This window comes from Mycobacterium sp. HUMS_12744610 (genome assembly GCF_041206865.1).
In the GTDB taxonomy this organism is placed as follows: domain Bacteria; phylum Actinomycetota; class Actinomycetes; order Mycobacteriales; family Mycobacteriaceae; genus Mycobacterium; species Mycobacterium servetii.
In genome coordinates this window covers 1025938-1051381 of record NZ_JBGEDP010000001.1, presented here as the reverse complement: position 1 = coordinate 1051381, position 25444 = coordinate 1025938, and the positions used below count along the sequence as shown (strand labels likewise).

Sequence of the window (25444 nt, the reverse complement as noted above, 5' to 3'; positions counted from 1 at the left end):
TCCGGGGCGTGGTGGGTGAGCAGTTCGACGCGTTAGGTGAGCAGGCGGGCGTATCGTGCGCCGGATGGCTTGGGTGTCGGCGATGTCGCGCAGGTGTCGGCGGTGACCACGGCGACCAGGCCGGGCCAGGCGGGGTCGGTGATGGCGGCCTCGGCGATGCGGGTGCCCAGCAGGCGGTGGCGAAAGGTCGGCGCGCGGCGGCGAGGAACGCGATAGACAGGAGTGTTAGAGGTCGACCCGGCTGGCACAGCCGCCACCTTTCGGCATCGCCGGTGAACGCGCGAACTGCGGCGTCAAACCTTAGTTCTCTTCGCCCGCCATTCGCGCCTATCGCCGCGACATACGCCCCGGTGAGCGGATCAAGCCCACCAGGGGCGGCCGTGCGTCATTGAAAGCGACAGAAACCGCCCCCACGGCTGTCCAGGATCGGATGCATGACCGCGACACCAAGGCTCGTCCCGGTCGACACGAAGATGCTCAGCGGGCTGCCGACCACAGTGAACAGCAGCCTGTAGAAGGCTGTGGGCGCAATCCGCGGCAGCAATCCGCGGCAGCAATCCGCGGCAGCAATCCGCGGCAGCAATCCGCGGCAGCAATCCGCGGCAGCAATCCGCGGCAGCAATCCGCGGCAGCAATCTGCGCAGGGCATAGAAGACGTGGTTAAGTGGCCATATGACACAAACGACGCCTGAGGCCGTGGCCGCGCCTGAGGGGCCTGTGACGCTCTATTTAGAGTTCCGCGTTGCTAGCCCGGAACATGACGCTGCCATGGGGGCGCTGACGGAGCGGGCTTCGGCCTGGCGCCAGTCGCCGGGTTTTCTGAGCCTCATGCTCAAGCAGATGAGCGGCGACTCGACCACCTGGATTTTTCATCGAATGTGGAGCTCAGGGGTGTCGTTAACGTGAAAGGTGCACTGCCGCAAGGATAATCGGAGTATTCGAGGCTCGGTTATCCAGGATGGGAGTGCACCTGTCAGATGCAGGCTACTACGGATTGGTCGAAGAATGTCCGAGTTGAGGTCCGTGGCGACGACGTGGTCGGGCACGCCGGTAACGTGATACCCCGGTTGCTGGCCGACAATCTGGGTTTGACCAGCGGTTTGTCGTCGGTGCTGTCGCGCCCAGAAGTCACCCACGACCGAGGCGCGGTGTTGCGCGATGTGGCGGTATCGATCGCCGGCGGCGCGCAGAACCTGGCCGGCACCGCGGTGCTGCGCGATCAGCACCGGTTGTTTCAGGCGGTGGCGTCGGTTCCGACGATGTGGCGGTCCCTGGGCGAGATCGACGAGCAGAGCATCACCGAGGTCACGGCCGTGCGCAACAAGGTCCGCTCTCGGGTGTGGGAGGCGATCGAGGCCCGCCACGGTGCGATCCCGGCTTCGCAGACCTGCTATGGGGACCTCGGGGACACGATCGTGATCCGCATCGACGCGTCGCTGATTCAGTCGCACAGCGATAAGCAGCACGCCGCAGGCAATTTCAAAGGCGGGTTTGGCTTCCACCCGCTGTTGGCGTGGTGTGACAACACCGGCGAACTGCTGGCGGTGATCGCCCGTGCAGGCAACGCCGGCTCGAACACCGCGGCCGATCATATCGCGATCATCGACGCCGCGATCGCGGCGATCCCGGCCAAGTGGCGCCGCAAGTTGCTGGTCACCATCGACGGCGCGGGTTCAAGCCACGCCGTCGTCGAACACCTGGAGAAACTCAATGCCCGGCCGGGGATGTCAGTGGGCTACTCGGTCGGATTCGACCTCGATGAGCGGGTCCGGGTCGCGATCGGCCAGATGCCCGATGCGGGATGGCAAGCCGCACTGGATGCCACCGGAGCGGCCCGTGACGACGCCCAGGTCGCCGAGTTGACCGGGCTGCTGCGCCACAGCACCGGAGGGGATCGGCTGGTCGGCTGGCCGGCCGGCATGCGCATCCTGGTGCGGCGCGAAGAAATCGAACACGGCACCCAGTTGTCATTGTTCGAGCAGCTGGCCGGCTACCGCTACCAGGTCCTCGCCACCTCGACTGCCGGTGGACAACCCCAGCGACTGGAAGCCCGCCACCGCGTCCACGCCCGGGTGGAGGGCTTCATCCGCACCGGCAAAGACACCGGCCTGGCCCGCTGGCCCTCACACTCGTTCGCCATCAACACCGCTTGGGTCACCGCCGTCGCGATCGCCATCGACCTGCTGTGCTGGATGCGACTGCTACTCCTGGACGGCCCACTGGCCAAAGCCGAACCCGCCACCCTGCGCTACCGGCTGCTGCACGCCGCGGCCCGGCTGATCAAACGATCCCGCTACCTGATCCTGCGGATCCCCCAAACCTGGCCCTGGGCACAAGAATTCGCCGACGCCCTCAACAGGGTCCGCGCCATACCCTGACCCACAGGCCCCTATGCCCTCTCGACCCCAAGAAAGGAGTAACCTGGATTTTTCATCGAATGTGGAGCTCAGGGGTGTCGTTAACGTGAAAGGTGCACTGCCGCAAGGATAATCGGAGTATTCGAGGCTCGGTTATCCAGGATGGGAGTGCACCTGTCAGATGCAGGCTACTACGGATTGGTCGAAGAATGTCCGAGTTGAGGTCCGTGGCGACGACGTGGTCGGGCACGCCGGTAACGTGATACCCCGGTTGCTGGCCGACAATCTGGGTTTGACCAGCGGTTTGTCGTCGGTGCTGTCGCGCCCAGAAGTCACCCACGACCGAGGCGCGGTGTTGCGCGATGTGGCGGTATCGATCGCCGGCGGCGCGCAGAACCTGGCCGGCACCGCGGTGCTGCGCGATCAGCACCGGTTGTTTCAGGCGGTGGCGTCGGTTCCGACGATGTGGCGGTCCCTGGGCGAGATCGACGAGCAGAGCATCACCGAGGTCACGGCCGTGCGCAACAAGGTCCGCTCTCGGGTGTGGGAGGCGATCGAGGCCCGCCACGGTGCGATCCCGGCTTCGCAGACCTGCTATGGGGACCTCGGGGACACGATCGTGATCCGCATCGACGCGTCGCTGATTCAGTCGCACAGCGATAAGCAGCACGCCGCAGGCAATTTCAAAGGCGGGTTTGGCTTCCACCCGCTGTTGGCGTGGTGTGACAACACCGGCGAACTGCTGGCGGTGATCGCCCGTGCAGGCAACGCCGGCTCGAACACCGCGGCCGATCATATCGCGATCATCGACGCCGCGATCGCGGCGATCCCGGCCAAGTGGCGCCGCAAGTTGCTGGTCACCATCGACGGCGCGGGTTCAAGCCACGCCGTCGTCGAACACCTGGAGAAACTCAATGCCCGGCCGGGGATGTCAGTGGGCTACTCGGTCGGATTCGACCTCGATGAGCGGGTCCGGGTCGCGATCGGCCAGATGCCCGATGCGGGATGGCAAGCCGCACTGGATGCCACCGGAGCGGCCCGTGACGACGCCCAGGTCGCCGAGTTGACCGGGCTGCTGCGCCACAGCACCGGAGGGGATCGGCTGGTCGGCTGGCCGGCCGGCATGCGCATCCTGGTGCGGCGCGAAGAAATCGAACACGGCACCCAGTTGTCATTGTTCGAGCAGCTGGCCGGCTACCGCTACCAGGTCCTCGCCACCTCGACTGCCGGTGGACAACCCCAGCGACTGGAAGCCCGCCACCGCGTCCACGCCCGGGTGGAGGGCTTCATCCGCACCGGCAAAGACACCGGCCTGGCCCGCTGGCCCTCACACTCGTTCGCCATCAACACCGCTTGGGTCACCGCCGTCGCGATCGCCATCGACCTGCTGTGCTGGATGCGACTGCTACTCCTGGACGGCCCACTGGCCAAAGCCGAACCCGCCACCCTGCGCTACCGGCTGCTGCACGCCGCGGCCCGGCTGATCAAACGATCCCGCTACCTGATCCTGCGGATCCCCCAAACCTGGCCCTGGGCACAAGAATTCGCCGACGCCCTCAACAGGGTCCGCGCCATACCCTGACCCACAGGCCCCTATGCCCTCTCGACCCCAAGAAAGGAGTAACCACCCCCGGGATAAAGGACCCGGCGTCACCGCACGACACGCGGCGCCGCCGCCTACCCCCAGCCTCAAAACCTCGACAAAGCTGCCGCCCCGCAGACCGCCACAGCAGAACCCGGGCCACCGTGAAATTCTGAGGGTAACCACCCCCGGGATAAAGGACCCGGCGTCACCGCACGACACGCGGCGCCGCCGCCTACCCCCAGCCTCAAAACCTCGACAAAGCTGCCGCCCCGCAGACCGCCACAGCAGAACCCGGGCCACCGTGAAATTCTGAGGACCATGGTGAAAAACTACCCCGAGTCCTATAAGGGAGTCCTTGCCGAAGCTTATCTCGACGGCGTCAGAGACCATTCGCAACCATATTTCTATTCGCTGTTCATTCGCTTTGCCGATTACGCGCAACTTCGGGCGTCTGCGTCATCCCGTCGAAGCCCCCGAGCACGACACCGTGACGGTCGTGAACCATGTCATGGTCGCGGATACCGGACACCACGAATGGGAAAAACTCGTTCTCCCACTGCTCAAGGTGGCACAAGAGACCTACCAGCCAAATGATGATCCAAGTGGCATCGGCCAACCCGGCAGCAAGAATAATCGGCTCTTTCGTAAGGCGTTATCGACCGAGATACTGCGAAACACAACTCCAGATGGTGAGCTGCGCGCCTATCTTTTGCACGGCGTCTGGGAATCCGTCTGGGATCATGAAAATTCCCATCTCGACGCCCGGTTTCATGAAACCTCCGGTCCGGTGGGTGCCGGAGTCGAAATCGGCCCCTTTGAGCCGTTCTATCTGACCCGGTTCATGGCCACAGGGTGAGCAGGACCAAGTCTCATCGACCACCTAATTTGATGCTCGCGAAAATTATCGGACCACGCCCTGTTCGAAAGCGTCCTGGGCACGGAATCCATACCGGCCCGCGACGCCCCTAAATGCACATCCCGGCTCTACGATCAATGGCGACTGCGATGAACACACCCGCCCACCGCGGGTGGATCTACTGACGTTGTAGTGGGTCATTTCCGTCCGGGTAGTGCTGGGCAGAGGCCGCCTCGGGTGAGCATGGCCATGGCGATGAGTGCGTCTGGGCTGTGGAATCCGTAGGCGCGTTTGGTTAATGCCCGCAGGTGGGTGTTGGTGGCTTCGGATCGGGCGTTGGACAGGCCGTGATCGAGCGTGTTCCAGATGAGGTCGCGGTAGCGGCGGATGCTGCGGGCCAGCGCGGCGAACTCGGGGATGCGTGAGTGCGACGCCCACGACAGCCAGCCGGCCAGCAGCTGCCGCCCGTGGGTGCCCTTGACCCGAAACACCTCGCGTAGTTGCTCTTTGAGCAGATACGCCCGGTAGAGGGTGCGGTTGGTGTCGGCGATCTTAGCGAGGCTGGTGCGCTGCTCGCAGGACAGGTCAGCCGGGTTCTTGCGGGTCGCCCACATGGCGTGCCGATCGGTGATCCCGGCGCGGGTCATGGTGCGTACCCGCACCTTGTCCAGTGCCTTCATGGCCCAGGCCACGACATGAAACCCATCCAGGCAAATCAGCGCCTGCGGCGCGCGGGCACGCACCAGGGCGTGGATCCATTCCGCCCCGTCGCAGCTGACGTGGGTGAGCAGCTTGGCCCGCTCGGCGCCGAGCTGATCGAAGAACCGGCCCAGCGTGTCCTGGTTGCGGCCCTCGCCGGCCCACACCAGCCGGCCTGTCGTGTGGTCAACCACGCACGTCAAGTAGCGATGTCCCTTGCGGTAGGCGATCTCGTCGATGCCGATCCGCGACAGTCCGGCGAGCAGGTCGTTGGTGTCGCGGCCATCGGCCACCACCCTGGTCACGATCGCCGCCACGGTGCGCCAGGCGATCTGCAGCAGCACCGTGAGCACACTCAATGCGGTGTGCGCGGCCAGCCACGCGCAGGTGTCCTCGAACGCCCAGGTGTGTTTGGCGCCCGGCCGCGCCCACGGCACATGCGCAACCACCACCCCATGCTCGCCGCATGCCACCCGCGGGGCCGCGGCCTGCAGATACGCCTTTGTGGTCCCCACATCCAGGGTCCGCCAGCGCCTGATCCCGTTCCCGTCCCGGCCCCCCGCGTCATAGCCCGGGCACCGCTTCCGGCACCGCGAGCACCGGCCCGCCTGCGACGCCTTGGGCCGCACCGAGAACACCAGAACTTCGGAGGTCTTCGGCTGCTTCCGACCCGTGGTCTCGGTCTCGATCGTCACGTCCTCGATCACCATGTTTTGGTCACCCAGACCGCTCGCCAATACCCTGGACATGCGCAACGCCGTAGCTCCTTCTCGCGGATTGAACCCTAGACAGTCCAAAACGTAAGCAGGACACGGCGTTGCGCCCAAATTCCCAGGTCAGCGAACCCACGACAACGTCACAAGAGCCCCGCGGGTGATCGCGGCAGCCCCCAAGGGCCAGTTGGCGAAAGCGCCACACGGGGCCTGTGAAGCCGCGATCAAGAAACACGTATGGACGCATGCACGATCAGGCCGATGGATTCGTCCACCTGAGTTTGGACATTTCGCTTAGTACCCAGGGTTGAAGCCGAGATCTGTGAGGATCTTGCCCTCGGTGTCGGGGATTTCCGGCGGGAAGGTCTGCGTTGCGCCGTTGATGTTGATGGTCGCGCTGCGCAGCGGTCGCAGTAGCTTGACGACCTTCGCAATGGAAAGTCCGGTGCGCGATTGGATGGCATGGGAGACCGCCAGTGCGGCGAACACGATGTTCAGGTGCGCCTCGATGGCATCGCGCATCCGGTTGAACATGGGCCTGGCATCGAGGTCGGATTTCGACATCCGAAACGACTTCTCGACGTGCCAGAGATCGTGGTACTTCGCGATGACCTCGGCGGGCGGCATCACGGTGACTGGCACGTTGCTCACATAACCTTTGAGTCCGACCAGGGATTGCGCGCGGGCCAGGCTGGCCTCATCGAGGGCGCGGTCGTCGCCTCGGGTCTTGACGAATCGTGCTGTCTTGGCTTTCTTCTCGCCGGAGACGATTGCCCGCGCCCGGGCTTCCTGAGCCGCCAGTGTCTTCTGATCGCGGCGGGCCCGTTTGGCCGAGTACGCCCAGATCGCCCGCCACGCACCGGTGTCGCTGTCAGGGTTCCAGACCGGTTCGGCACGCAACGTGGTGGTATTAACCCTTGTGTTGCCGTGCCGCGGTGTGACGGTGTCGATGATCTGCCCGTCGGTGAACACATCACCGTTCCAATGGAAATGAGACTCCAGATCCCCAGGCGCCTTGGTCATGCGGGACCCGACGATGAAGGACAGCTCCAACTCGTCGAGGGCCTTGAGATTGGCCGCTGAGAGCATCCCGGCATCGGCGGCAACCACCAACGGGACGCCGCCGAGGTTGTGACGTTCGATGAAGCCGGCGATGATCGGCACGATGGTGGTCGTCTCGGCCGTGTTGCCCTCAAAACAGCCGATCTCCAACGGCATCCCGGTGCGGTCCACCAACAGCCCGACGACGATTTGAGGATCAACGCGGCGGTTTTTGGAATACCCGACCCGGCGCAGCTCGTCTTCGTTTTCGGCCTGAAAGTGCAGTGTGGTCGTGTCGTACAGCAGCAGCGACAGCCCACCGCAATCACGGGAATACTCAAAGCATTTCGCGGCCACGACATCCCGAGCCGGACTGGCGTGCAGACTGCGGACGTGGCGATCGATCGTCTTGTACGACACCAGCGGCGCTCCGAGGTCTCCCAGCACTCGCAGCGCGTCGATCTTGCTGGTCGGCTCCACGATCCGGGCGATCACCAGATCGCGGAACACCTCATCGTCGACCTCGTCGAAACCCAGCCAGCCATACACATGCGCGAGCACCTCGTAGAGCAGCCGGCAGTTCGTCCCCAGCGTGCGCCCCGGCGGCGCCACCGACGCTGGGGCCGCGGGCGGGCCCGGCGCGGCGAGCAACCCACGATCCCGGAAGTCGGCCACATCGGCCACCGACTGGGCGCGTGCGGAGACCTCGAAATCGAGTGCGGCTTGGCCGTCGAGGACCACCTGCTGGGCCGCATGAAGCAGAATCCCCAGCTCAGCATCGGTATGCGCCGAGCCCAGATGCGCCAGAATCACCACCCGGCCATGGTCCTTGCGCGCCACCTGCACCGCCACCGCACCCGAGGCAGTGCGCACCTACCGCACGTACCCTCTCTGCCAACCTGGGTTGAGGCACCTGCCCCCTGATAATTAGTGACCCGAGGGCGGGGATGGAGAGTTTCCCCGAGATGGCGAACACGGTGACCGCATTGGTCCGATCGACCGGGATCGAAGATCCTGGTCGGATGAATGACGCTGGGACCGGACGTCCTGACCCCGAGGTGCCCGAGCGTGCCCGGCGCCGGACGTTCACCGCGAAGTACAAGCTGGAGATCCTGGCTGCTTACGATGCTGCTCCCGAAGGTGAGAAGGGTGCGCTGTTGCGCCGGGAGGGCCTGTATTCCAGCCATATTGTGGCGTGGCGGCGTGCCCGCGACGCGGGCGCGCTGGCTGGCTTGGCCGTTGGGCGCGGACGTCAGCGGCGCGACCCACAGGCCGAGCGGATCGCCCGGTTGGAGGCCGAGAAGCGCCAACTGGAGCAGGAGCTGGCCAAGACCCGCTTCGTGGTGGACGTGCAGGCAAAACTGCACGCGCTCTTGGAGACGCTCTCCGAGAGCGCGGAGCCCGAGAACGGGTCGATGAAGTGAGCGACGCAGCGATCGCCGAGCTGGCGCCCAAGATCGGCGTACGCAAGGCCTGCGATGTCGTCGGTGTCGCCCAAGCCAGCTACTACCGCCGACACCGGCACAGCCCGCCACCGCAGCGGCCGGCGCCGATCGGCCACAAGGACCGACCGCAGCCTCGCGCGTTGTCTGCCACTGAGCGGGCCGCGATCCTGGCTGAGTTGCACAGCGAGCGCTTCGTCGACACCTCGCCGACCGAGGTGTGGGCCACACTGCTCGACGAAGGCCGCTACCTCGGCTCGATCTCGACCTTCTACCGGCTGCTGCGCCAAGCCGGTGAAAGCAAGGAGCGGCGCCGCCAAGCCACCCACCCCGCGACGGTGAAGCCGGAATTAGTTGCACGTCAGCCAAATTCAGTCTGGTCATGGGACATCACCAAGCTGCGCGGCCCGGCGAAGTGGACGTACTACTACCTCTACGTGATCTTGGACATCTTCTCCCGCTACGCGGTCGGATGGATGGTCGCGTACCGGGAGTCTGCGGCGCTGGCCGAGGTGCTGATCCGCCAGACATGCGCCAAGCAGGGTATCGGCCGTGACCAGTTGACCATCCACGCCGACCGTGGCTCTTCGATGACCTCCAAGCCGGTGGCGTTCCTGCTCGCCGACCTGGGCGTCACCCAGTCGCACTCACGCCCGCATGTCTCCGACGACAACCCGTTTAGCGAGGCGCAATTCAAGACACTGAAGTATCGGCCCGACTTCCCTGATTGGTTCGCCTCGATCGAGACCGCCCGCCGGCACTGCCAGATCTTCTTCGGCTGGTACAACGATGAACATCGCCATACCGGGCTGGGCTTACACGTTCCCGCCGACGTGCATTACGGCACCGCCGTCATCGTCCGCGAGAAGCGCGCCGGCGTGCTCGACACCGCCTACGCCGCACACCCAGAACGGTTCGTGCGCAAGCCTCCCGAACCACCGAAACTGCCCAACGGCTCGTGGATCAACAAACCAGACGACACCGAGGAGGCCACTCAGTAAATACCCCTCAACGGTGCCTCATTCAGGTTGACAGATTCCGGTACGCCACCGCCCGAACCTACCCGGTTAGTACCCCAACACACCCGGCTATACGACCAAACCACCAGGTCAGAGAACTACGAGGCGTCAAAATCGCCCACGGTGTCCAAACTCAGGTGTGAAGCCGCGATCAAGAAACACGTATGGACGCATGCACGATCAGGCCGATGGATTCGTCCAGAGTCTCGTGCTCCGGAACGGAACCTTGGGCCCTACGACCCTGCCGCCGGCCCAGGGCGCGACCATAGCCTGGAAAACATCACACGCCATGACGGGCCAATTCCCGCGCACCGGTTTGGAAGGAAACAAGCTCTGATGTCTGAGCGCGTTACGCAGTCCTCGTCGTCACCGACGGTATACCGAGTCCGGGCGGGCAGCATCGGCGGCGGACAAGCCGAGGTGACCGCCGGCAGCGAGACGATCGCTTTCGACGCCAGCTGGGGTCGCCAGCCGTCCGGGTTGCCGGGGCCGGCCGAGTTGCTGGCGTCGGCGTTTGCGGCGTGCCTGCTCAAGAACCTCGAGCGGTCCGGGCAGCTGCTGCCGTTCCGGTATGACCGTGCCGAGGTCGATGTGCAGGCCCGGCGCCAGGACGCGCCGCCGAAGTTCGTCGCGATCACCTGGGAGCTACGGCTGGTCAGCGACGAGCCCCAGCATCGTGTGGATCTGCTGGACCGTAACCTGCGCCGGTTCGGCACCGTCTACAACACCTTGTCGGCGGCCTGCGCGATCGAGGGACGGATCCTCACCACACCCACGGCGGCGACGTCATGAGCATCGACATCGCGGCTTCCGCTGCGGTGGTGCGAGACGGCCCGCCGTCCGGCGATGGCGAAGCGGCTGTGGTGACCGTCGATGCCAATGAGGCTGTCGCGTCGGTGGCGTACCGGCTGAGCGAGGTCGTGGCGATCTATCCGATCACGCCGGCCTCACCGATGGGTGAGCACGCCGACGAATGGTCTGCCAAGCATCGGCCGAACCTGTGGGGGACGGTGCCGCAGGTAGTGGAGATGCAGTCGGAGGCCGGTGCCGCCGGCGCGGTGCACGGGGCGCTGCAGGGCGGCGCGCTGGTGACGACATTCACCGCGTCGCAGGGGCTGCTGCTGATGCTGCCGAACCTCTACAAGATCGCCGGCGAACTGAGCGCGTGCTGCATCCATGTCGCGTCCCGCAGCATCGCCACCCACGCGCTGTCGATCTTCGGGGACCACTCCGACGTGATGGCCGCCCGCGCGACCGGGTGGGCACTGCTGGCATCCGGGTCGCCGCAGGAGGCGCAGGATCTCGCCGCCATCGGCCATGCGGCCACGCTTGTCACCCGGGTTCCGTTCCTGCACTTCTTCGACGGGTTCCGCACCTCGCACGAGATGCAAAAGATCGGCTCGCTCGACGACGACACGCTGATGGCCCTGATCGACGCGGAGGCCGTCGAGGCGCACCGAGCCCGGGCGATGAATCCTGACCGCCCGGTCACGCGCGGTACCTCGCAGAACCCCGACGCGTTCTTCCAGGGCCGGGAGGCCACCAACCCGTTCTACGACCGCTGCCCGAGCGTCGTCGCCGACACGATGCGACACTTCGCAGGGCTCACCGGCCGGCGTTACCAGCTCTTCGACTACGTCGGGCACCCTGAAGCCGACCGGGTGCTGGTCATGATGGGCTCCGTGCCGAATGCGCCCACGAGACGGTCGATGCCCTGCTCGCTCGAGGTGAGCGGGTCGGGCTGGTGAAGGTCCGCCTCTATCGGCCCTTCGCGATGGGCGCGTTCGTCGCCTCGCTGCCCGCATCCGTGCGCTCGCTTGCGGTTCTGGACCGGACGAAGGAGCCCGGCGCGACCGGCGAGCCGCTGCTGCTGGACGTGACCGCCGCGCTGGCCGACGCCGTCACCAGCGGCGGCCGCGCCTCGCTGCCCCGGATCATCGGCGGCCGCTACGGGTTGGGCTCCAAGGAGCTGACTCCGGCGATGGTGAAGGCCGCCTTCGACGAACTCGAAACCGAGCGGCCCCGCACCCGCTTCACCCTGGGCATCACCGACGACGTGACCGGCCTATCCCTGCCGGTCGACGAGGAGTTCGACGCCGAGCCGGCCGGGGTGTCCCGCGCGGTGTTCTACGGGCTGGGCTCCGACGGGACGGTGAGCGCCAACAAGGCGACGATCAAGATCATCGGTGAGGCGACACAACAGGCCTGCCAGGGCTACTTCGTGTACGACTCGAAGAAGGCCGGCTCGACGACCGTGTCGCACCTGCGGTTCGGCCCCGCACCGATCCGTTCCACCTACCAGATCCGCCGTGCGGGATTCCTCGCCGTGCACGATCCCGGCTTCCTGGACCGCTACGACGTTCTCGACCGCGCCGAGCAGGGCACCACCGTGCTGCTCAACACGGCGGTGCCGCCTGAGCAGGTGTGGGCCGGTCTGCCCCGGGAAGCGCAGCAGACGCTGCTGCAGCGCGGCTGCCGCCTGTTCGTGATCGACGCCTACCGCCTGGCTGACGAGCACGGGCTGGGTCGGCGGATCAACACCGTGATGCAGGCCTGCTTTTTCTCGCTCAGCGATGTGCTGCCCCTCGAGGAGGCCCTCACAAGGATGAAGCAGGCCGTCACCGCCACCTGGGGTAGGCGCGGCTCGGAGATCGTACGACGCAACACCGCCGCCATCGACGCCGCCGTCGCTGCCCTGCACCAGATCCCGATCCCCGACACCGTCGACGCCGCTCGCACCCGCCCGCCGGCGGTGCCCGCCGACGCTCCGGACTTCGTCCAGCGGGTGACGCGCCTGCTGCTGGAAGGCCACGGCGACCGCCTGCCGGTCAGCGCCTTCCCGCCCGACGGCACCTGGCCCACCGGCACCAGCAAGTTCGAGAAGCGCGCCATCGCCCTGGACCTGCCGATCTGGGAACCCGACCTGTGCGTGCAGTGCAACCGCTGTTCGATGATCTGCCCACACACCGCGATTCTCACCAAGGTGTTCCAACCCGAGGAGGCCGCCGGGGCGCCCTCGACGTTCCGGTCGACACCCGAGGGCTTCACCCCCGAACTCGAAGGACTGGCCTTCACCGTCCAGGTCGCGCCGGACGACTGCACCGGCTGCGGGCTGTGCGTCGAGGTCTGCCCGGGCAAGGACCGCACCCAAGCGCGCCGTAAGGCGCTCAACCTCCAACCCGCGGTCGACCACCGGGACAGCGAACGCGAAGCGTTCGCCTTCTACCAGCAGATCCCCGACGTTTCCCGCGCCCGCATCCCGCGGACCCGTTCGGGCATCGCGCTGCTCAACCCGCTGTTCGAGTTCTGCGGCGCCTGCGCAGGCTGCGGCGAAACCCCCTACCTGCGACTGCTGACCCAGCTCGTCGGCGATCGACTCCTCATCGCCAACGCCACCGGCTGCTCCTCGATCTACGGCGGCAACCTACCTACCAGCCCCTACACCACCGACGCCGACGGGCGCGGGCCGGCGTGGAACAACTCGCTGTTCGAGGACAACGCCGAGTTCGGCCTCGGGTTGCGCCTGGGCACCGACACCCTCGCCCGCCGCGCCCGCACCCTGCTCAAGCGCCTCGCGCCGCAACTACCCGCCGAGCTCGTGGGCGAGCTCACCGGCCCGTGTCCGAGCGGCGACGACATCGCCGTCGGCGTGCGCCGCGAGGCCGTCACCCGGCTGCGCGCGCTGCTCGCCGACGTCGACGGGGGCGACGAGCTCGCCCGGTGTGCGGACGCGCTGGTGCCCCGATCGGTCTGGTTGGTCGGCGGCGACGGCTGGGCCTACGACATCGGATTTGGGGGGCTCGACCACGTTTTGGCCTCAGGCCACGACGTCAACGTCCTCGTCCTGGACACCGAGGTGTACTCCAACACCGGCGGCCAGCAGTCCAAAGCCACACCGCTGGGCGCGGTGGCCAAGTTCGCCTCCGCCGGCAAGGAGACCAGCAAGAAGGATCTCGGGCTGCTGGCGATGAGCTACGGACACGTCTATGTGGCTAGTGTCGCCATGCAGTCACACACCGCTCAGACGCAAACAGCCCTGCAGGAGGCCGAAAGCTACCCCGGCCCGTCGATGGTCATCGCTCACAGCCCGTGCATCGCCCACGGCTACGACCTCGTCAACGCCCCTGCCCAACAGCGCCGGGCCGTGGGCAGCGGCGCCTGGCCCCTGTATCGCTTCGACCCGCGCCGCATCGAGACTGGCGAGTCGCCCCTGGTCATTGACGCCGACCCGGTAACCGTCCCGCTGCGCGACTACCTCGAGCAGGAGGCCCGCTTCCGGATGGTCGAACTCGCCGACCCCCAGCGCTACGAACGGCTCGTCGCCGCCGGTGAGCACGCCATCGCCCGGCGCCACGCCCTCTACCAGCAACTCGCCGCCATCCACCTTTCCACCCACGAGGACTGACATGGCCGACCTCGGCACCGACTGGCTCGGTTTGCGGCTGCACAGCCCGCTCGTCGTCGGCGCCTCGCCGCTGACCCGGACCGTCGAGGACGCCCAGCGCCTCGCCGACGCCGGAGCCGGCGCGCTGGTCCTGGCGTCGGTGTTCGAGGAACAGATCGTCGCCGAACAACTCGGCCTGCACCGCTTCATCGACAGCTACGTCGACACCGACGCCGAAGCGCGCTCGTTTCTGCCCGACACCGACGTGGTTCCCATCGGCCCGGCACCGACACTGCGCCATTTGCAGGCTCTGCGCGCAGCGCTCGACATACCCGTCGTGGCCTCGCTCAACGGCATCACCCCCGGCGGGTGGACGGACCTGGCCCGCCAGCTCGCCGACGCCGGAGCAGACGCGCTCGAACTCAACCTCTACGAGCCCCCCACCGCGTTGCACCTGACCAGTGCCGAGGTCGAAGCCCGCCAAATCGACACCGTCGCCGCCGTCGTCGCCGCATCCGGGGTACCTGTGACCGTGAAACTGTCCCCGTTCTACGCGGGGCTGACCGCCTTCGCTGACCGGCTCGCCGCCGCCGGGGCCGCCGGGCTCGTGGTGTTCAACCGCTTCTACCAACCCGACATCGACCTCGACACCCTCGACGTCGACCGCCGCCTCACCCCCTCCACCTCAGCCGAGCTACCGCTACGCCTGCACGCCCTCGCCGTCCTGCACGGCCACGTCGAGCTGCCGCTCACCGCCACCGGCGGCGTGCACACCGGCATGGACGCGGCCAAAGCGATCCTGTGCGGCGCGACCACCGTGCAACTTGTCTCCGCCCTGCTCGACGACGGGCCCACCGCCCTCGCCCGGATCAGCCACGAACTCACCGGGTGGCTCGACACCCACCACTACCGCAGCAGCCACGACGCGCGCGGCGCGACCGACCTCCACAACGTTGCCGACCCCACCGCCTGGGAACGGCTCAACTACGCCCGCATCCTCGAGAGCTGGCAACCCGCGCGAACCAGGAGATAACCATGCCCGACGCCAAGCCCGACGCGAAGCCCGACACGAAGCTCGACGCGAAGCCCAACCTGTGGCACGGGATCCCCCGCGAGGACATCCCCTGGTACCCAACCATCGACGCCGAAGCCTGCATCGGCTGCCAGCTCTGCTACATCACCTGCGGGCGAGCCGTCTTCGAGATCGAGGACGCCACCGCGGTCGCCGTCGACCCCATGAACTGCGCGGTCGGCTGCTCGACCTGCGGCAACATCTGCCCGACCGGCGCCATCACATTCCCGCCGATGGACGCGGTATGGCGGCTCGAACGCGAACGGCAGATCTTTCGCACCGTCAAGAAAGAGGCCGCACGCAAACACGAACGCGAAGACATCGCCAAGGCACGTGCCAACGCGCAGGCCGCCATCGAACTCGTCACCACCCGCGCCCGCGTCGAAGTGGCCGGCGAGTTCGGTGACAAGCAGTTCCTCGTCCGCCTCGAAGAACTGCTCGGCGACCGCCCCTACGACATCGTCAACCTCCGCCTCGAGGTCCCCACCGTCAAAGGCGCCCGCGCCAAAGCACCGTCGTACATGACCTTCGAGGTCACCTCCGAAACCCAAGAGGACGTCGAACCCTTCCTCAACGACGTCCGCGCCCTCGTCCGCGACGTCTCGCTCGTCCTCGTCGCCATAACGGGTCTGTGACAACCGAACGTGACAGGTGTTTGCGTCACACTTCGTGCGCAGCGATTGGCAATTGATTCGGCATCTGTCAATATAGAGGGATGCCAAATCAAGCGGTGGTTCTGGGTGCCCCGCAGTGCTCACCCTTAGCCCGTGCACCCCTGAGCGAGGATTCGGCCGCGACGCTGGTGCCGATGTTCAAGGCACTGGGTGACCCGGTGCGACTGCGCTTGGTGAGTCTGATCGCCAGCCATTCGGGCGGGGAAGCCTGCGTATGCGACATCTCCGCGACCATCGACCTGTCTCAGCCCACCATCTCCCATCACCTCAAAGTGCTGCGCTCGGCAGGGCTGCTGGGCAGCGAGCGCCGCGGCACCTGGGTCTACTACCGGGTGATTCCGGCGGCGCTGCAGCAACTTTCAGCCATCCTGCAGATCGAGGGCGGCCCCGCCACCCCGTCCGAAACCTGCACCGAGGAGTTCACCCGATGAGCGCCACCGCCCACACCGAGCACCCCGCCGTGGTCAAAAAGCTTTCAGCGCTGGACCGGATGCTCCCGCTTTGGATCGGCCTCGCCATGGTCGCGGGGCTGCTGCTGGGCCGGGTGATCCCTGGCCTCGGTGACGCGCTGAGCGCCGTCGAGGTCGACGGAATCTCGCTGCCCATCGCCATCGGTCTGCTGGTGATGATGTACCCGGTGCTTGCCAAGGTGCGGTACGACCGCCTCGACACCGTCACCGGCGACCGCAAGCTGATGGCGGCGTCGCTGGTCTTGAACTGGGTCATCGGGCCGGCACTGATGTTCGCCCTGGCCTGGCTGCTGCTGCCCGACCTGCCCGCATACCGCACCGGTCTGATCATTGTGGGCCTCGCGCGGTGCATCGCGATGGTTATCATTTGGAACGACTTGGCCTGCGGCGACCGAGAAGCTGCCGCAGTCCTGGTGGCACTGAACTCACTGTTCCAGGTGGTGATGTTCGCCGTGCTGGGCTGGTTCTACCTTTCGGTGCTGCCGGGTTGGCTGGGCTTGGAGCAGACCACCATCAATACCTCGGTGTGGCAGATCGCCAAATCGGTGCTGATCTTTCTGGGTATCCCGCTGCTGGCGGGCTTCCTCACCCGCCGCTGGGGCGAAAGGGCCAAGGGCCGGCAGTGGTATGAGTCGCGGTTCCTGCCCAAGGTCGGGCCGTGGGCTCTCTACGGTCTGCTGTTCACCATCGTGATCCTGTTCGCGCTCCAAGGCGATCAGATCATTTCCCGGCCTTTGGATGTCGCGCGGATTGCACTTCCGTTGCTTGCGTACTTCGCCATCATGTGGGGCGGCGGCTATGTCCTCGGCGTTGTCCTGGGCTTGGGCTATGAACGCACCACCACGCTGGCATTCACCGCCGCCGGCAACAACTTTGAGCTGGCGATCGCGGTCGCGATCGCTACCTATGGCGCTGCCTCGGGACAAGCCCTGGCCGGGGTGGTCGGCCCGCTGATCGAGGTGCCCGTACTTGTCGCTCTCGTCTATGTCTCCCTTGCCCTACGGAAGCGATTCGTTCAACCGGCGCAACCCGACTCGTCGCCCGCGAAAGCGGCCACATCGAGCACCAAATCCTGAGTCCTCACAGATCAGCTTCAAATCCGGAATGGTTGACCCCATGGCTTCTCGCCCCAGTGTGCTGTTCGTCTGCGTTCACAATGCCGGCCGTTCGCAGATGGCTGCCGGATTCCTGGCCCATCTCGCCGGCGACAGGATCGAAGTCCGCTCGGCCGGTAGCGCCCCGGCCGAGACCATCAATTCGGCTGCCGTTGAGGCGATGGCCGAGGTCGGCATCGACATCTCGGAACAGTCCCCCAAGATCCTCACCGCCGACGCGGTCGAGTCATCCGACGTGGTCATCACCATGGGCTGCGGCGATGCCTGCCCGGTGTTCCCGGGTGTCAGCTACCGGGACTGGGCGTTGCCCGACCCTGCGGGCAAGGGCATCGAGGCGGTCCGCCCGATCCGCGACGAGATCAAGGCCCGGGTCGAACAGCTGATCGGTGAACTCGTCCCCGCTACCCGCCCCCAGGGGAGCCTTCCGTGAGGAAACCCGCGGTGCTGTTCGTGTGCGTCAAGAACGCCGGGAAGTCGCAGATGGCGGCCGGCTTGATGCGCAAGATTGCCGGCGCCACCGTCGATGTGTACTCCGCCGGGACGAAACCCGGTACCAGCGTCAACGCCCTGTCAGCGGAATGCCTGCTCGAGGTTGGTGTCGACATCACCGGCGAGCACCCGAAGCCGATCGACCCGCAGCTCGTCGAGGCTGTCGACGTCGTCGTCACGCTGGGAAACGAGGCCCACGTCGAGCCGGTCCAGGGCACCAGGTTCGAGACCTGGGACACCGACGAGCCGTCCGAACGCGGCATCGACGGGATCGACCGCATGCGGCTGATCCGCGACGACATAGCGGCTCGGGTGCGACTGCTCGCCGAGCAGCTGCGCACCACATCACCGACACAAACCAAGGAGATCGTTCGATGAGCAAGGTTCAGGTGTTCGAGCCCGCATTGTGCTGCGCCACGGGCGTCTGTGGCGAAGACGTCGACCAACAACTGGTCAGGTTCTCCGCCGACCTTGATTACGTCCGCAGCCGCGGCGGTGACGTTTCCCGTTACAACCTGGCAAGCGAACCGCGCGCGTTCGCCGAATCCGACACCGTGAATGCGTTCCTGCACGTTGCCGGATCCGACGGGCTGCCGCTGGTTCTGGTGGATGGAGTCACGGCGATGACCGGACGCTACCCCGACCGCGCCCAGCTCGCCGCCTGGGCCGGCGTCGAGGCTCCCGGACCAGCCGGACCGATCAGCCTCGATATCACCGAGGCGACCACTGCCGGAGGCGGTTGCTGCAGCAGCGACAGCTCAGGCGCCACCGACTGCTGCTGAAAGAACCGGCTATACCCCATGAAGTTTCTGGACGCTCCGCCACGATTTCTGTTCTTCACCGGCAAGGGCGGGGTGGGCAAGACCTCCATCGCGTGTGCCACCGCGATCGCGCTGGCCCGCCAGGGCAAGAAGGTGCTACTGGTCAGCACCGACCCGGCGTCCAACGTCGGACAGGTCTTTGGGCTGACGATCGGCAACACCATCACCGCGATCCCTGCGGTCGAGGGTCTGTCGGCCCTGGAAATCGATCCCGAACAGGCCGCCGACGCCTACCGCGAACGCATCGTCGGCCCGGTGCGTGGGCTATTGCCGGACGCGGAGGTGGCATCGATCACCGAACAACTCTCCGGCTCGTGCACCACCGAGATCGCCTCCTTCAACGAATTCACCGAACTGCTAACCGATTCCGACGGCGAACTCGGCCAGTTCGACCATGTGCTGTTCGACACCGCCCCTACCGGGCACACCATCCGCCTGCTGCAATTGCCGGGCTCGTGGACCGACTTCCTCAACGAGGGCAAGGGCGATGCGTCCTGCCTGGGGCCGCTGTCCGGTCTGGAAAAACAACGCGTCGTCTACGCCGGGGCAGTCGCCGCGCTGGCCGATCCCCAGCGCACCCGCTTAGTGCTGGTGGCCCGCGCCCAGAGGTCGACGCTGGCCGAGATCGCCCGCACGCAGCGTGAACTCGCTGCGATCGGCTTGACCCACCAGTACGTCGTGATCAACGGTGTCCTGCCCGCATCTGCCGGGTGCACCGACCCGCTCGCTGCTGCGATCTATCAGCGCGAACAGCAGGCGATCGCGTCGCTGCCCGACGAACTACGGACCCTGCCGCTGGACCTGGTCGACCTCAAGCCCAGCAACATCGTCGGCCTGAACGCCCTGGCGTCGCTATTCACCCCGGATGCGGGCGCACCGGATGAGCAACAAGAAATGTCCCCCGACGTGATTGACACCCCGCTGGCGAATCTGATCGATGAACTCGCCACCGGGGACCACGGATTGATCATGTGCATGGGTAAGGGCGGAGTCGGCAAAACAACGATTGCCGCCGCGATCGCTGTCGCTCTCGCCGAGGGCGGTCACCAAGTGCACCTGACTACGACCGACCCCGCCGGGCACCTCATCGACACCCTCCACGGAACACTGCCGAACCTGCAGGTGTCGACCATCGACCCGGTCGAGGCGACCCGCATCTACCGCGAACATGTGCTCACCACCAAAGGCGCCGCGCTCGATGAGCACGGCCGGGCGACCCTCGCGGAGGATCTTCGCTCGCCATGCACCGAGGAAGTCGCTGTGTTCCAGGCGTTCTCGCGCGTCATCGGTGAATCGCTGCACAAGTTCGTCGTCGTCGACACCGCCCCAACCGGGCACACGCTGCTGCTACTCGATGCCACCGGCTCCTACCATCGCGAGGTCGCACGGCAACTGGGCAACCGACACTTCACGACTCCGCTGATGCGTTTGCAGAACCCGGAGCAGACCAAAGTCATCATCGTCACCCTCGCCGAAACCACCCCGGTCCTCGAGGCCGCCGGATTGCAGGACGAACTCGAACGCGCCGGCATCCGCCCCTGGGCCTGGGTGATCAACAACTCGCTTGCAGCCGCAAACCCGACCGCACCGCTGCTCCGGCAGCGCGCCATTGCGGAGCTGCCGGAGATCGACAAGGTGAAGGGTAGGCACGCGGATCGGGTCGCGGTGGTGCCGCTGCTTTCGGCCGAACCAGTGGGTATCCCCGCGCTGGAAGCGCTCGGGGCGGCCCGCGGCGTCATGGCCCCGTAGCCAGGACCTTCAGGGTTCGTCACGAAGCGACAATTAGCCGCACAGTGCACGAAAGCGCGGACACGCGCGATCGGTGGGTGGTATGAGCGCCTACTCCGCGGGCTTCATTGTCTCGCCTCAGCAGCAAGATGTGGTCGTGACTTCTTTATCGCCGTCAGCCGCCGATCGGTCACAGCACGCAGCGCCTTCGGTTCCGGGGTCGACGTGCTGGGGGCTTGATCCGAACGTTTCCGAGTCGGCTACCACCGTGTAGACCTCCCACTTCTCCCCGGCCGGTCCGGTCACCCAGACCTTGTCTTGAGTGGCGAAGCGACAGGTCGTTCCGATCTCCTCATCGGTGAACATGCCCTCGTCCTGCAACCGAGCGATCTCCTCGTGCACCTTGTCGCTCGAGTGGACCTCCACCCCGAGGTGGTTGAGGGTGCCTCCCTGACCGGGGTTCGCCAGGAGCACCAGCTTGAGCGACGGCGAAGTTGGCGTAGCCGGGCTTGCGCTTGACCGGCCCGGTGTTGAGCAGCTTGGAGTAGAACATGATTGCCTCGTCGAGGTTGTCGACGTTGAGGGCCAGTTGAACGCGGGGAGCCTGTCACGATTTCTGTGTAAGTCAGAGGTGATTTGACTACGAGTTGTATTCTAGCACAATGGGATTCGCCCAGGGAATAGTCTGGCGAGTGTGTTGAGCGCCACAGTCCAGTTGTGCGTTCCAGTACCCGAATAGCCTCCTCTCTCGCTGGAGATGTTGCGCAGCCCGAGGTACAGCAACTTCATCGCGGCGTCCTTGTCCGTGAAATGACCACGGTTCTTGGTGATCTTGCGCAACTGGAAGTTGATCGACTCGATCGCATTGGTGGTGTAGACGATCTTGCGCAACTCCACCGGATAGTCCAGGAACGGAACGAATTCCCCCCAGGCGTTGTGCCACACGTCAATTGCACCCGGATATTGGGCGCCGAATTGCTGGTCGAACTCCTTGAGTGCGAGTTCGGCTCCATCGACGGTCGGCGCACTGTAGATCGCCCGCATCGCGGTGGCGACCTTCTTGCGGTCCTTATAAGACACGAAGCGCATCGCATTCCTAATGACGTGCACGACGCAGGTCTGCACCACGGTATCGGGATAGATCGAGCGGATCGCATCAGGCAGACCGGTCAGCCCGTCGCAGCAGGCGATGAGGATGTCGCGCACCCCGCGGTTGCGCAGGTCGATGACGACCTTCTGCCAGAACTTCGCCCCCTCGGAGTCCGGGCGTGTCATTCCATCTGTGTAAGTCCGGGGTGGTCCATCATCGGACCGCCGTTGGGCGGACAGAAGGAGTGTTTTGTGACCAAGACCATGCAGATGCCGGCTGAGGAGACGACCGCGGCGCGGCGGCTGGCCGAGATGTTCACCGAAGAGACGCTGGACTCGTTGATTAAGGATGCGGTGAAGACCGGGACCCCGATCGACGGCGCGGACGGTTTGCTGAACCAGCTGACTAAGGCCGTGCTGGAGCGGGCGCTGAATGCGGAGCTAACCCACCATCTGGGCTATGAGGCCGGCGATCCGGCCGGACGCGGATCGGGAAATTCGCGCAACGGCACCACGCCGAAAACGGTGACCACCGTCAACGGCCCGGTGCAGATCGATGCGCCGCGTGATCGCAACGGCTCGTTTGAGCCGGCGATTGTGCCGAAGAAGACCCGCCGGCTCAACAACATCAATTCGGTGGTGTTGTCGCTGTATTCACGGGGAATGACCACCCGCGATATCGAAGCCCACCTGCAGGAGGTCTATGGGGCGTCGGTGTCGCGGGAGTTGATCTCCAATATCACCGAGGTGGTGGTCGATGAGATCAAGGCCTGGCAGGCCCGCCCGCTCGATGAGGTCTACCCGATCCTCTACATCGATGGGCTGCGGCTGCGGATCGGCGACAACGGGGTCATCACCACCAAGGTCGCCTATTTGGCCATTGGCGTGGATCTGGAGGGCCGCAAACACGCCTTGGGCTGCTGGATCCAGGACTCCGAGGGGGCGAAGTTCTGGCAGAAGGTCGTCATCGACCTGCGCAACCGCGGGGTGCGCGACATCCTCATCGCCTGCTGCGACGGGCTGACCGGTCTGCCTGATGCGATCCGCTCGATCTATCCCGATACCGTGGTGCAGACCTGCGTCGTGCACGTCATTAGGAATGCGATGCGCTTCGTGTCTTATAAGGACCGCAAGAAGGTCGCCACCGCGATGCGGGCGATCTACAGTGCGCCGACCGTCGATGGAGCCGAACTCGCACTCAAGGAGTTCGACCAGCAATTCGGCGCCCAATATCCGGGTGCAATTGACGTGTGGCACAACGCCTGGGGGGAATTCGTTCCGTTCCTGGACTATCCGGTGGAGTTGCGCAAGATCGTCTACACCACCAATGCGATCGAGTCGATCAACTTCCAGTTGCGCAAGATCACCAAGAACCGTGGTCATTTCACGGACAAGGACGCCGCGATGAAGTTGCTGTACCTCGGGCTGCGCAACATCTCCAGCGAGAGAGGAGGCTATTCGGGTACTGGAACGCACAACTGGACTGTGGCGCTCAACACACTCGCCAGACTATTCCCTGGGCGAATCCCATTGTGCTAGAATACAACTCGTAGTCAAATCACCTCTGACTTACACAGAAATCGTGACAGGCTCCGGAGTCCTGGATCCAGCAGCCCAAGGCGTGTTTGCGGCCCTCCAGATCCACGCCAATGGCCAAATAGGCGACCTTGGTGGTGATGACCCCGTTGTCGCCGATCCGCAGCCGCAGCCCATCGATGTAGAGGATCGGGTAGACCTCATCGAGCGGGCGGGCCTGCCAGGCCTTGATCTCATCGACCACCACCTCGGTGATATTGGAGATCAACTCCCGCGACACCGACGCCCCATAGACCTCCTGCAGGTGGGCTTCGATATCGCGGGTGGTCATTCCCCGTGAATACAGCGACAACACCACCGAATTGATGTTGTTGAGCCGGCGGGTCTTCTTCGGCACAATCGCCGGCTCAAACGAGCCGTTGCGATCACGCGGCGCATCGATCTGCACCGGGCCGTTGACGGTGGTCACCGTTTTCGGCGTGGTGCCGTTGCGCGAATTTCCCGATCCGCGTCCGGCCGGATCGCCGGCCTCATAGCCCAGATGGTGGGTTAGCTCCGCATTCAGCGCCCGCTCCAGCACGGCCTTAGTCAGCTGGTTCAGCAAACCGTCCGCGCCGTCGATCGGGGTCCCGGTCTTCACCGCATCCTTAATCAACGAGTCCAGCGTCTCTTCGGTGAACATCTCGGCCAGCCGCCGCGCCGCGGTCGTCTCCTCAGCCGGCATCTGCATGGTCTTGGTCACAAAACACTCCTTCTGTCCGCCCAACGGCGGTCCGATGATGGACCACCCCGGACTTACACAGATGGAATGACACGCCCAACGCGGGACATGAGAGCAGACCTCCAGACCTGTGAGACATATATCGAAATCGTGCGCCACCCTCAGCCACCTTTTCGATATATGCCAAAATCCTGTGGCAGAATGGCTCCATGCCCAAGGCGTTGCCCGTAGTCGATATCGCCGCGCCGGCGTGCTGCGCGCCGCTGGCCGCCGGGCCCATGAACGATGACGACGCCCTCCGACTCTCCTTACGTCTTAAGGCATTGGCAGACCCCGCTCGCGTAAAGATAATGTCATTACTGCTCAACTCGCTGGCCGGCGAGCAGAAGACCGGAGAACTTGCCTCCGCCCTCAAACTTTCCGAGTCAACCGTCAGCCACCACCTTGGCCAGCTTCGCAAGGCGGGGCTGGTGGATTCGGACCGCCGCGGTATGAGCGTCTACCACCGCCCCCACCGAGACGCCATGGCCGCCCTATGCGTGGTCCTCGACCCTAACTAACTGCTGCAGCTGATTTCGCGCCGCTTTTAGCGAGTCGATCAAGAACGCCCGAGGGCTGCGTGGCAGCACCCGGCATCTCGTTGACGTCCACCGTGATGCCGGTGACGACAGATGACGGGATCCACGAATCCGGGCTAAGGTCTTGACCTCCCACAACCATGCGCAGTTCGTCGAAGTTGTCTGCGGCCGCGGTGGTCTTGCTCGCAGCCACCGGACTGGTTTCGCCGCATGCGCCAAAGAAAATTACCTCCCCTCATATGCCACTGCGGCGAAAGCGCAGTCCGGCGGCAAACAAGCGTTGAAGGCCAGCGGCTCGACCGCGCAGGCCAATGCGATGACACGGTTCATCAACGACGTCGACCTCACCGCGCGCCGCCTCTACGTACGCCAGGCGGCGCCGGAAGTGGAAGGGCGGATCATCGTCGGACCGTGCAAAAACCCGCTCCGCCGTTCGTACCGTTCCGCTCCCCCAAATCGTCATCGACGCACTCAGGCCACGGGTCGCGGGGCGTCCACCAGGCGAACAAGCGATCACCCCACCAAACGGGGGCTTCCTCAGATCGAACAAACTGGCGCCGCCACGTCCACTGGTCCCGTGCTCTGCAGATAACGCGGCTGGCGCCCTCGACGATTCACGACCTACGCCACACCTACGCCAGCCTGGCCCGTAAATCCGGCGCAGACCTGCGCTACGTCCAGAAAACCATGGGGCATTCCACGCCCACCGTCACCGCCAACATTTACAGCGACCTCTACGCGACGAACTAGACCAGGTCGCGACCAACCTCGACCGGCTGCACGCAACCGAGATTCAAGCGTCCGCGACCGGACAAGACCAATCAACAACCGAGTGCATAACCCGTGTCTATGCAGGTCAAAGATGGTGGCCAGGGACGGGATCGAACCGTCGACCTTCCGCTTTTCAGGCGGACGAGATAGCCACTGACCTGCGGTTTATCTGAATCTATGCGTCGTATGTGCCGCATTGAACTGCGCTGACGCATTCAGTCTGTCCGGCGAACGGACATAAACCGGACACGGTGCTTGGACTCCCGACCAGGAGCTTCGTCGCC

General features: G+C 65.2%; 20 protein-coding genes, 1 tRNA gene and 6 pseudogenes. 19 read left to right on the top strand and 8 right to left on the bottom strand.

Annotated elements, in window-relative coordinates; all coding sequences use genetic code 11:
- Window positions 1-32: 32 nt before the first annotated feature.
- On the bottom strand, window positions 33-248 hold the full coding sequence (locus tag AB8998_RS05320; protein ID WP_369736944.1) for a hypothetical protein: 216 nt from the start codon (window positions 246-248) through the stop codon (window positions 33-35).
- A gap of 424 nt (window positions 249-672) precedes the next feature.
- On the opposite strand from AB8998_RS05320, the gene AB8998_RS31555 reads away from it, so the two are divergent.
- The 5 genes and pseudogenes from AB8998_RS31555 to AB8998_RS05305 all read left to right on the top strand — a co-directional run bounded on the left by AB8998_RS31555 (window position 673) and on the right by AB8998_RS05305 (window position 4798).
- Entirely contained in the window at window positions 673-906 is a 234-nt protein-coding gene (locus AB8998_RS31555; protein WP_420492637.1) for a hypothetical protein, read from the top strand.
- A gap of 71 nt (window positions 907-977) precedes the next feature.
- On the top strand, window positions 978-2378 hold the full coding sequence (locus AB8998_RS05315) for an IS1380 family transposase (RefSeq protein ID WP_369736302.1): 1401 nt from the start codon (window positions 978-980) through the stop codon (window positions 2376-2378).
- Between the two features lie 160 nt (window positions 2379-2538).
- Window positions 2539-3939: an IS1380 family transposase gene (locus AB8998_RS05310; protein ID WP_369736302.1), complete on the top strand. Its 1401-nt coding sequence runs from the start codon at window positions 2539-2541 to the stop codon at window positions 3937-3939.
- 321 nt (window positions 3940-4260) lie between these two features.
- A pseudogene (locus AB8998_RS31550) lies at window positions 4261-4323 on the top strand (hypothetical protein); the annotation flags it as partial.
- Window positions 4298-4798, top strand: a complete 501-nt coding sequence (locus tag AB8998_RS05305) for a hypothetical protein (RefSeq protein ID WP_369736943.1) — start codon at window positions 4298-4300, stop codon at window positions 4796-4798. The pseudogene AB8998_RS31550 and the gene AB8998_RS05305, both read left to right, overlap by 26 nt.
- Window positions 4799-4995: 197 nt before the next feature.
- Here AB8998_RS05305 and AB8998_RS05300 read toward each other — a convergent pair whose 3' ends face one another.
- Both AB8998_RS05300 and AB8998_RS05295 read right to left on the bottom strand, forming a co-directional pair.
- Entirely contained in the window at window positions 4996-6252 is a 1257-nt protein-coding gene (locus AB8998_RS05300; protein ID WP_369736942.1) for an ISL3 family transposase, read from the bottom strand.
- A 252-nt stretch (window positions 6253-6504) separates the two neighbouring features.
- Window positions 6505-8124 (bottom strand): IS1634 family transposase, encoded by a 1620-nt coding sequence (locus AB8998_RS05295; RefSeq protein ID WP_369736941.1) that lies wholly within the window; start codon window positions 8122-8124, stop codon window positions 6505-6507.
- Window positions 8125-8273: 149 nt separating this feature from the next.
- Here AB8998_RS05295 and AB8998_RS05290 point away from each other — a divergent pair.
- The 11 genes and pseudogenes from AB8998_RS05290 (at window position 8274) to arsA (ending at window position 20486) form a co-directional block, all read left to right on the top strand.
- A protein-coding gene (locus AB8998_RS05290; RefSeq protein ID WP_369736940.1) for an IS3 family transposase occupies window positions 8274-9694 on the top strand; the annotation gives its coding sequence in 2 pieces (ribosomal slippage) (window positions 8274-8622 and window positions 8622-9694; 1422 coding nt in all).
- 354 nt (window positions 9695-10048) lie between these two features.
- Complete coding sequence (locus tag AB8998_RS05285) at window positions 10049-10504, top strand: OsmC family protein (RefSeq protein WP_369736939.1); 456 nt, start codon at window positions 10049-10051, stop codon at window positions 10502-10504.
- The gene (locus AB8998_RS31545; protein WP_420492636.1) at window positions 10501-11460 is read left to right on the top strand and encodes a pyruvate:ferredoxin (flavodoxin) oxidoreductase; all 960 of its coding nucleotides are present in this window, start codon (window positions 10501-10503) and stop codon (window positions 11458-11460) included. The genes AB8998_RS05285 and AB8998_RS31545 overlap by 4 nt, the downstream gene beginning before the upstream one ends.
- Entirely contained in the window at window positions 11427-14117 is a 2691-nt protein-coding gene (gene nifJ, locus AB8998_RS05280) for a pyruvate:ferredoxin (flavodoxin) oxidoreductase (RefSeq protein ID WP_420492650.1), read from the top strand. Before AB8998_RS31545 ends, nifJ begins: the two co-directional genes overlap by 34 nt.
- 1 nt (window position 14118) lies before the next feature.
- Window positions 14119-15129: a dihydroorotate dehydrogenase-like protein gene (locus AB8998_RS05275; protein WP_369736938.1), complete on the top strand. Its 1011-nt coding sequence runs from the start codon at window positions 14119-14121 to the stop codon at window positions 15127-15129.
- Between the two features lie 2 nt (window positions 15130-15131).
- Window positions 15132-15803 (top strand): hypothetical protein, encoded by a 672-nt coding sequence (locus AB8998_RS05270; protein WP_369736937.1) that lies wholly within the window; start codon window positions 15132-15134, stop codon window positions 15801-15803.
- 80 nt (window positions 15804-15883) lie between these two features.
- Entirely contained in the window at window positions 15884-16273 is a 390-nt protein-coding gene (locus AB8998_RS05265) for an ArsR/SmtB family transcription factor (protein ID WP_369736936.1), read from the top strand.
- A pseudogene (gene arsB, locus AB8998_RS05260) lies at window positions 16270-17857 on the top strand (ACR3 family arsenite efflux transporter). The gene AB8998_RS05265 and the pseudogene arsB overlap by 4 nt, the downstream one beginning before the upstream one ends.
- Entirely contained in the window at window positions 17854-18294 is a 441-nt protein-coding gene (locus AB8998_RS05255; protein ID WP_369736935.1) for an arsenate-mycothiol transferase ArsC, read from the top strand. Before arsB ends, AB8998_RS05255 begins: the two are co-directional and overlap by 4 nt.
- On the top strand, window positions 18291-18698 hold the full coding sequence (gene arsD / locus AB8998_RS05250; RefSeq protein ID WP_369736934.1) for an arsenite efflux transporter metallochaperone ArsD: 408 nt from the start codon (window positions 18291-18293) through the stop codon (window positions 18696-18698). Before AB8998_RS05255 ends, arsD begins: the two co-directional genes overlap by 4 nt.
- An 18-nt stretch (window positions 18699-18716) precedes the next feature.
- Complete coding sequence (gene arsA / locus AB8998_RS05245; RefSeq protein WP_369736933.1) at window positions 18717-20486, top strand: arsenical pump-driving ATPase; 1770 nt, start codon at window positions 18717-18719, stop codon at window positions 20484-20486.
- A 117-nt stretch (window positions 20487-20603) separates the two neighbouring features.
- Here arsA and AB8998_RS05240 read toward each other — a convergent pair.
- Together AB8998_RS05240 and AB8998_RS05235 are read right to left on the bottom strand one after the other, a co-directional pair.
- A pseudogene (locus tag AB8998_RS05240) lies at window positions 20604-21018 on the bottom strand (ArsI/CadI family heavy metal resistance metalloenzyme).
- Between the two features lie 101 nt (window positions 21019-21119).
- Window positions 21120-21728: pseudogene (locus AB8998_RS05235) on the bottom strand (IS256 family transposase); the annotation flags it as partial.
- Window positions 21729-21857: 129 nt separating this feature from the next.
- Between AB8998_RS05235 and AB8998_RS05230 the strand changes: the two are divergent.
- Window positions 21858-23093 (top strand): IS256 family transposase, encoded by a 1236-nt coding sequence (locus AB8998_RS05230; protein WP_369741377.1) that lies wholly within the window; start codon window positions 21858-21860, stop codon window positions 23091-23093.
- Window positions 23094-23148: 55 nt separating this feature from the next.
- Here AB8998_RS05230 and AB8998_RS05225 read toward each other — a convergent pair.
- A pseudogene (locus AB8998_RS05225) lies at window positions 23149-23781 on the bottom strand (IS256 family transposase); the annotation flags it as partial.
- A gap of 239 nt (window positions 23782-24020) precedes the next feature.
- Between AB8998_RS05225 and AB8998_RS05220 the strand changes: the two are divergent.
- The gene (locus AB8998_RS05220) at window positions 24021-24371 is read left to right on the top strand and encodes an Rv2640c family ArsR-like transcriptional regulator (RefSeq protein WP_369736932.1); all 351 of its coding nucleotides are present in this window, start codon (window positions 24021-24023) and stop codon (window positions 24369-24371) included.
- On the opposite strand, the gene AB8998_RS05215 is transcribed toward AB8998_RS05220, so the two are convergent.
- Window positions 24364-24582 carry a hypothetical protein gene (locus AB8998_RS05215; RefSeq protein WP_369736931.1) on the bottom strand — a complete coding sequence of 73 codons (219 nt, stop codon included), beginning with the start codon at window positions 24580-24582 and terminating at the stop codon, window positions 24364-24366. The two genes, AB8998_RS05220 and AB8998_RS05215, sit on opposite strands and share 8 nt — an antisense overlap.
- 135 nt (window positions 24583-24717) lie before the next feature.
- Between AB8998_RS05215 and AB8998_RS05210 the strand changes: the two are divergent.
- Window positions 24718-25207, top strand: a pseudogene (locus AB8998_RS05210) (site-specific integrase); the annotation flags it as partial.
- 45 nt (window positions 25208-25252) lie between these two features.
- On the opposite strand, the gene AB8998_RS05205 reads toward AB8998_RS05210, so the two are convergent.
- Window positions 25253-25320: transfer RNA gene (locus AB8998_RS05205), tRNA-Phe, on the bottom strand.
- Window positions 25321-25444: the final 124 nt, after the last annotated feature.

Excerpts from the sequence above, each read along its gene's own strand:
- AB8998_RS31555 (WP_420492637.1), top strand. The coding sequence starts at position 673 with ATGACACAAACGACGCCTGAGGCCGTGGCCGCGCCTGAGGGGCCTGTG.
- AB8998_RS05315 (WP_369736302.1), top strand. The coding sequence starts at position 978 with ATGCAGGCTACTACGGATTGGTCGAAGAATGTCCGAGTTGAGGTCCGT.
- AB8998_RS05310 (WP_369736302.1), top strand. The coding sequence starts at position 2,539 with ATGCAGGCTACTACGGATTGGTCGAAGAATGTCCGAGTTGAGGTCCGT.
- AB8998_RS05285 (WP_369736939.1), top strand. The coding sequence starts at position 10,049 with ATGTCTGAGCGCGTTACGCAGTCCTCGTCGTCACCGACGGTATACCGA.
- AB8998_RS31545 (WP_420492636.1), top strand. The coding sequence starts at position 10,501 with ATGAGCATCGACATCGCGGCTTCCGCTGCGGTGGTGCGAGACGGCCCG.
- AB8998_RS05275 (WP_369736938.1), top strand. The coding sequence starts at position 14,119 with ATGGCCGACCTCGGCACCGACTGGCTCGGTTTGCGGCTGCACAGCCCG.
- AB8998_RS05270 (WP_369736937.1), top strand. The coding sequence starts at position 15,132 with ATGCCCGACGCCAAGCCCGACGCGAAGCCCGACACGAAGCTCGACGCG.
- AB8998_RS05265 (WP_369736936.1), top strand. The coding sequence starts at position 15,884 with ATGCCAAATCAAGCGGTGGTTCTGGGTGCCCCGCAGTGCTCACCCTTA.
- arsD (WP_369736934.1), top strand. The coding sequence starts at position 18,291 with ATGAGCAAGGTTCAGGTGTTCGAGCCCGCATTGTGCTGCGCCACGGGC.
- arsA (WP_369736933.1), top strand. The coding sequence starts at position 18,717 with ATGAAGTTTCTGGACGCTCCGCCACGATTTCTGTTCTTCACCGGCAAG.
- AB8998_RS05220 (WP_369736932.1), top strand. The coding sequence starts at position 24,021 with ATGCCCAAGGCGTTGCCCGTAGTCGATATCGCCGCGCCGGCGTGCTGC.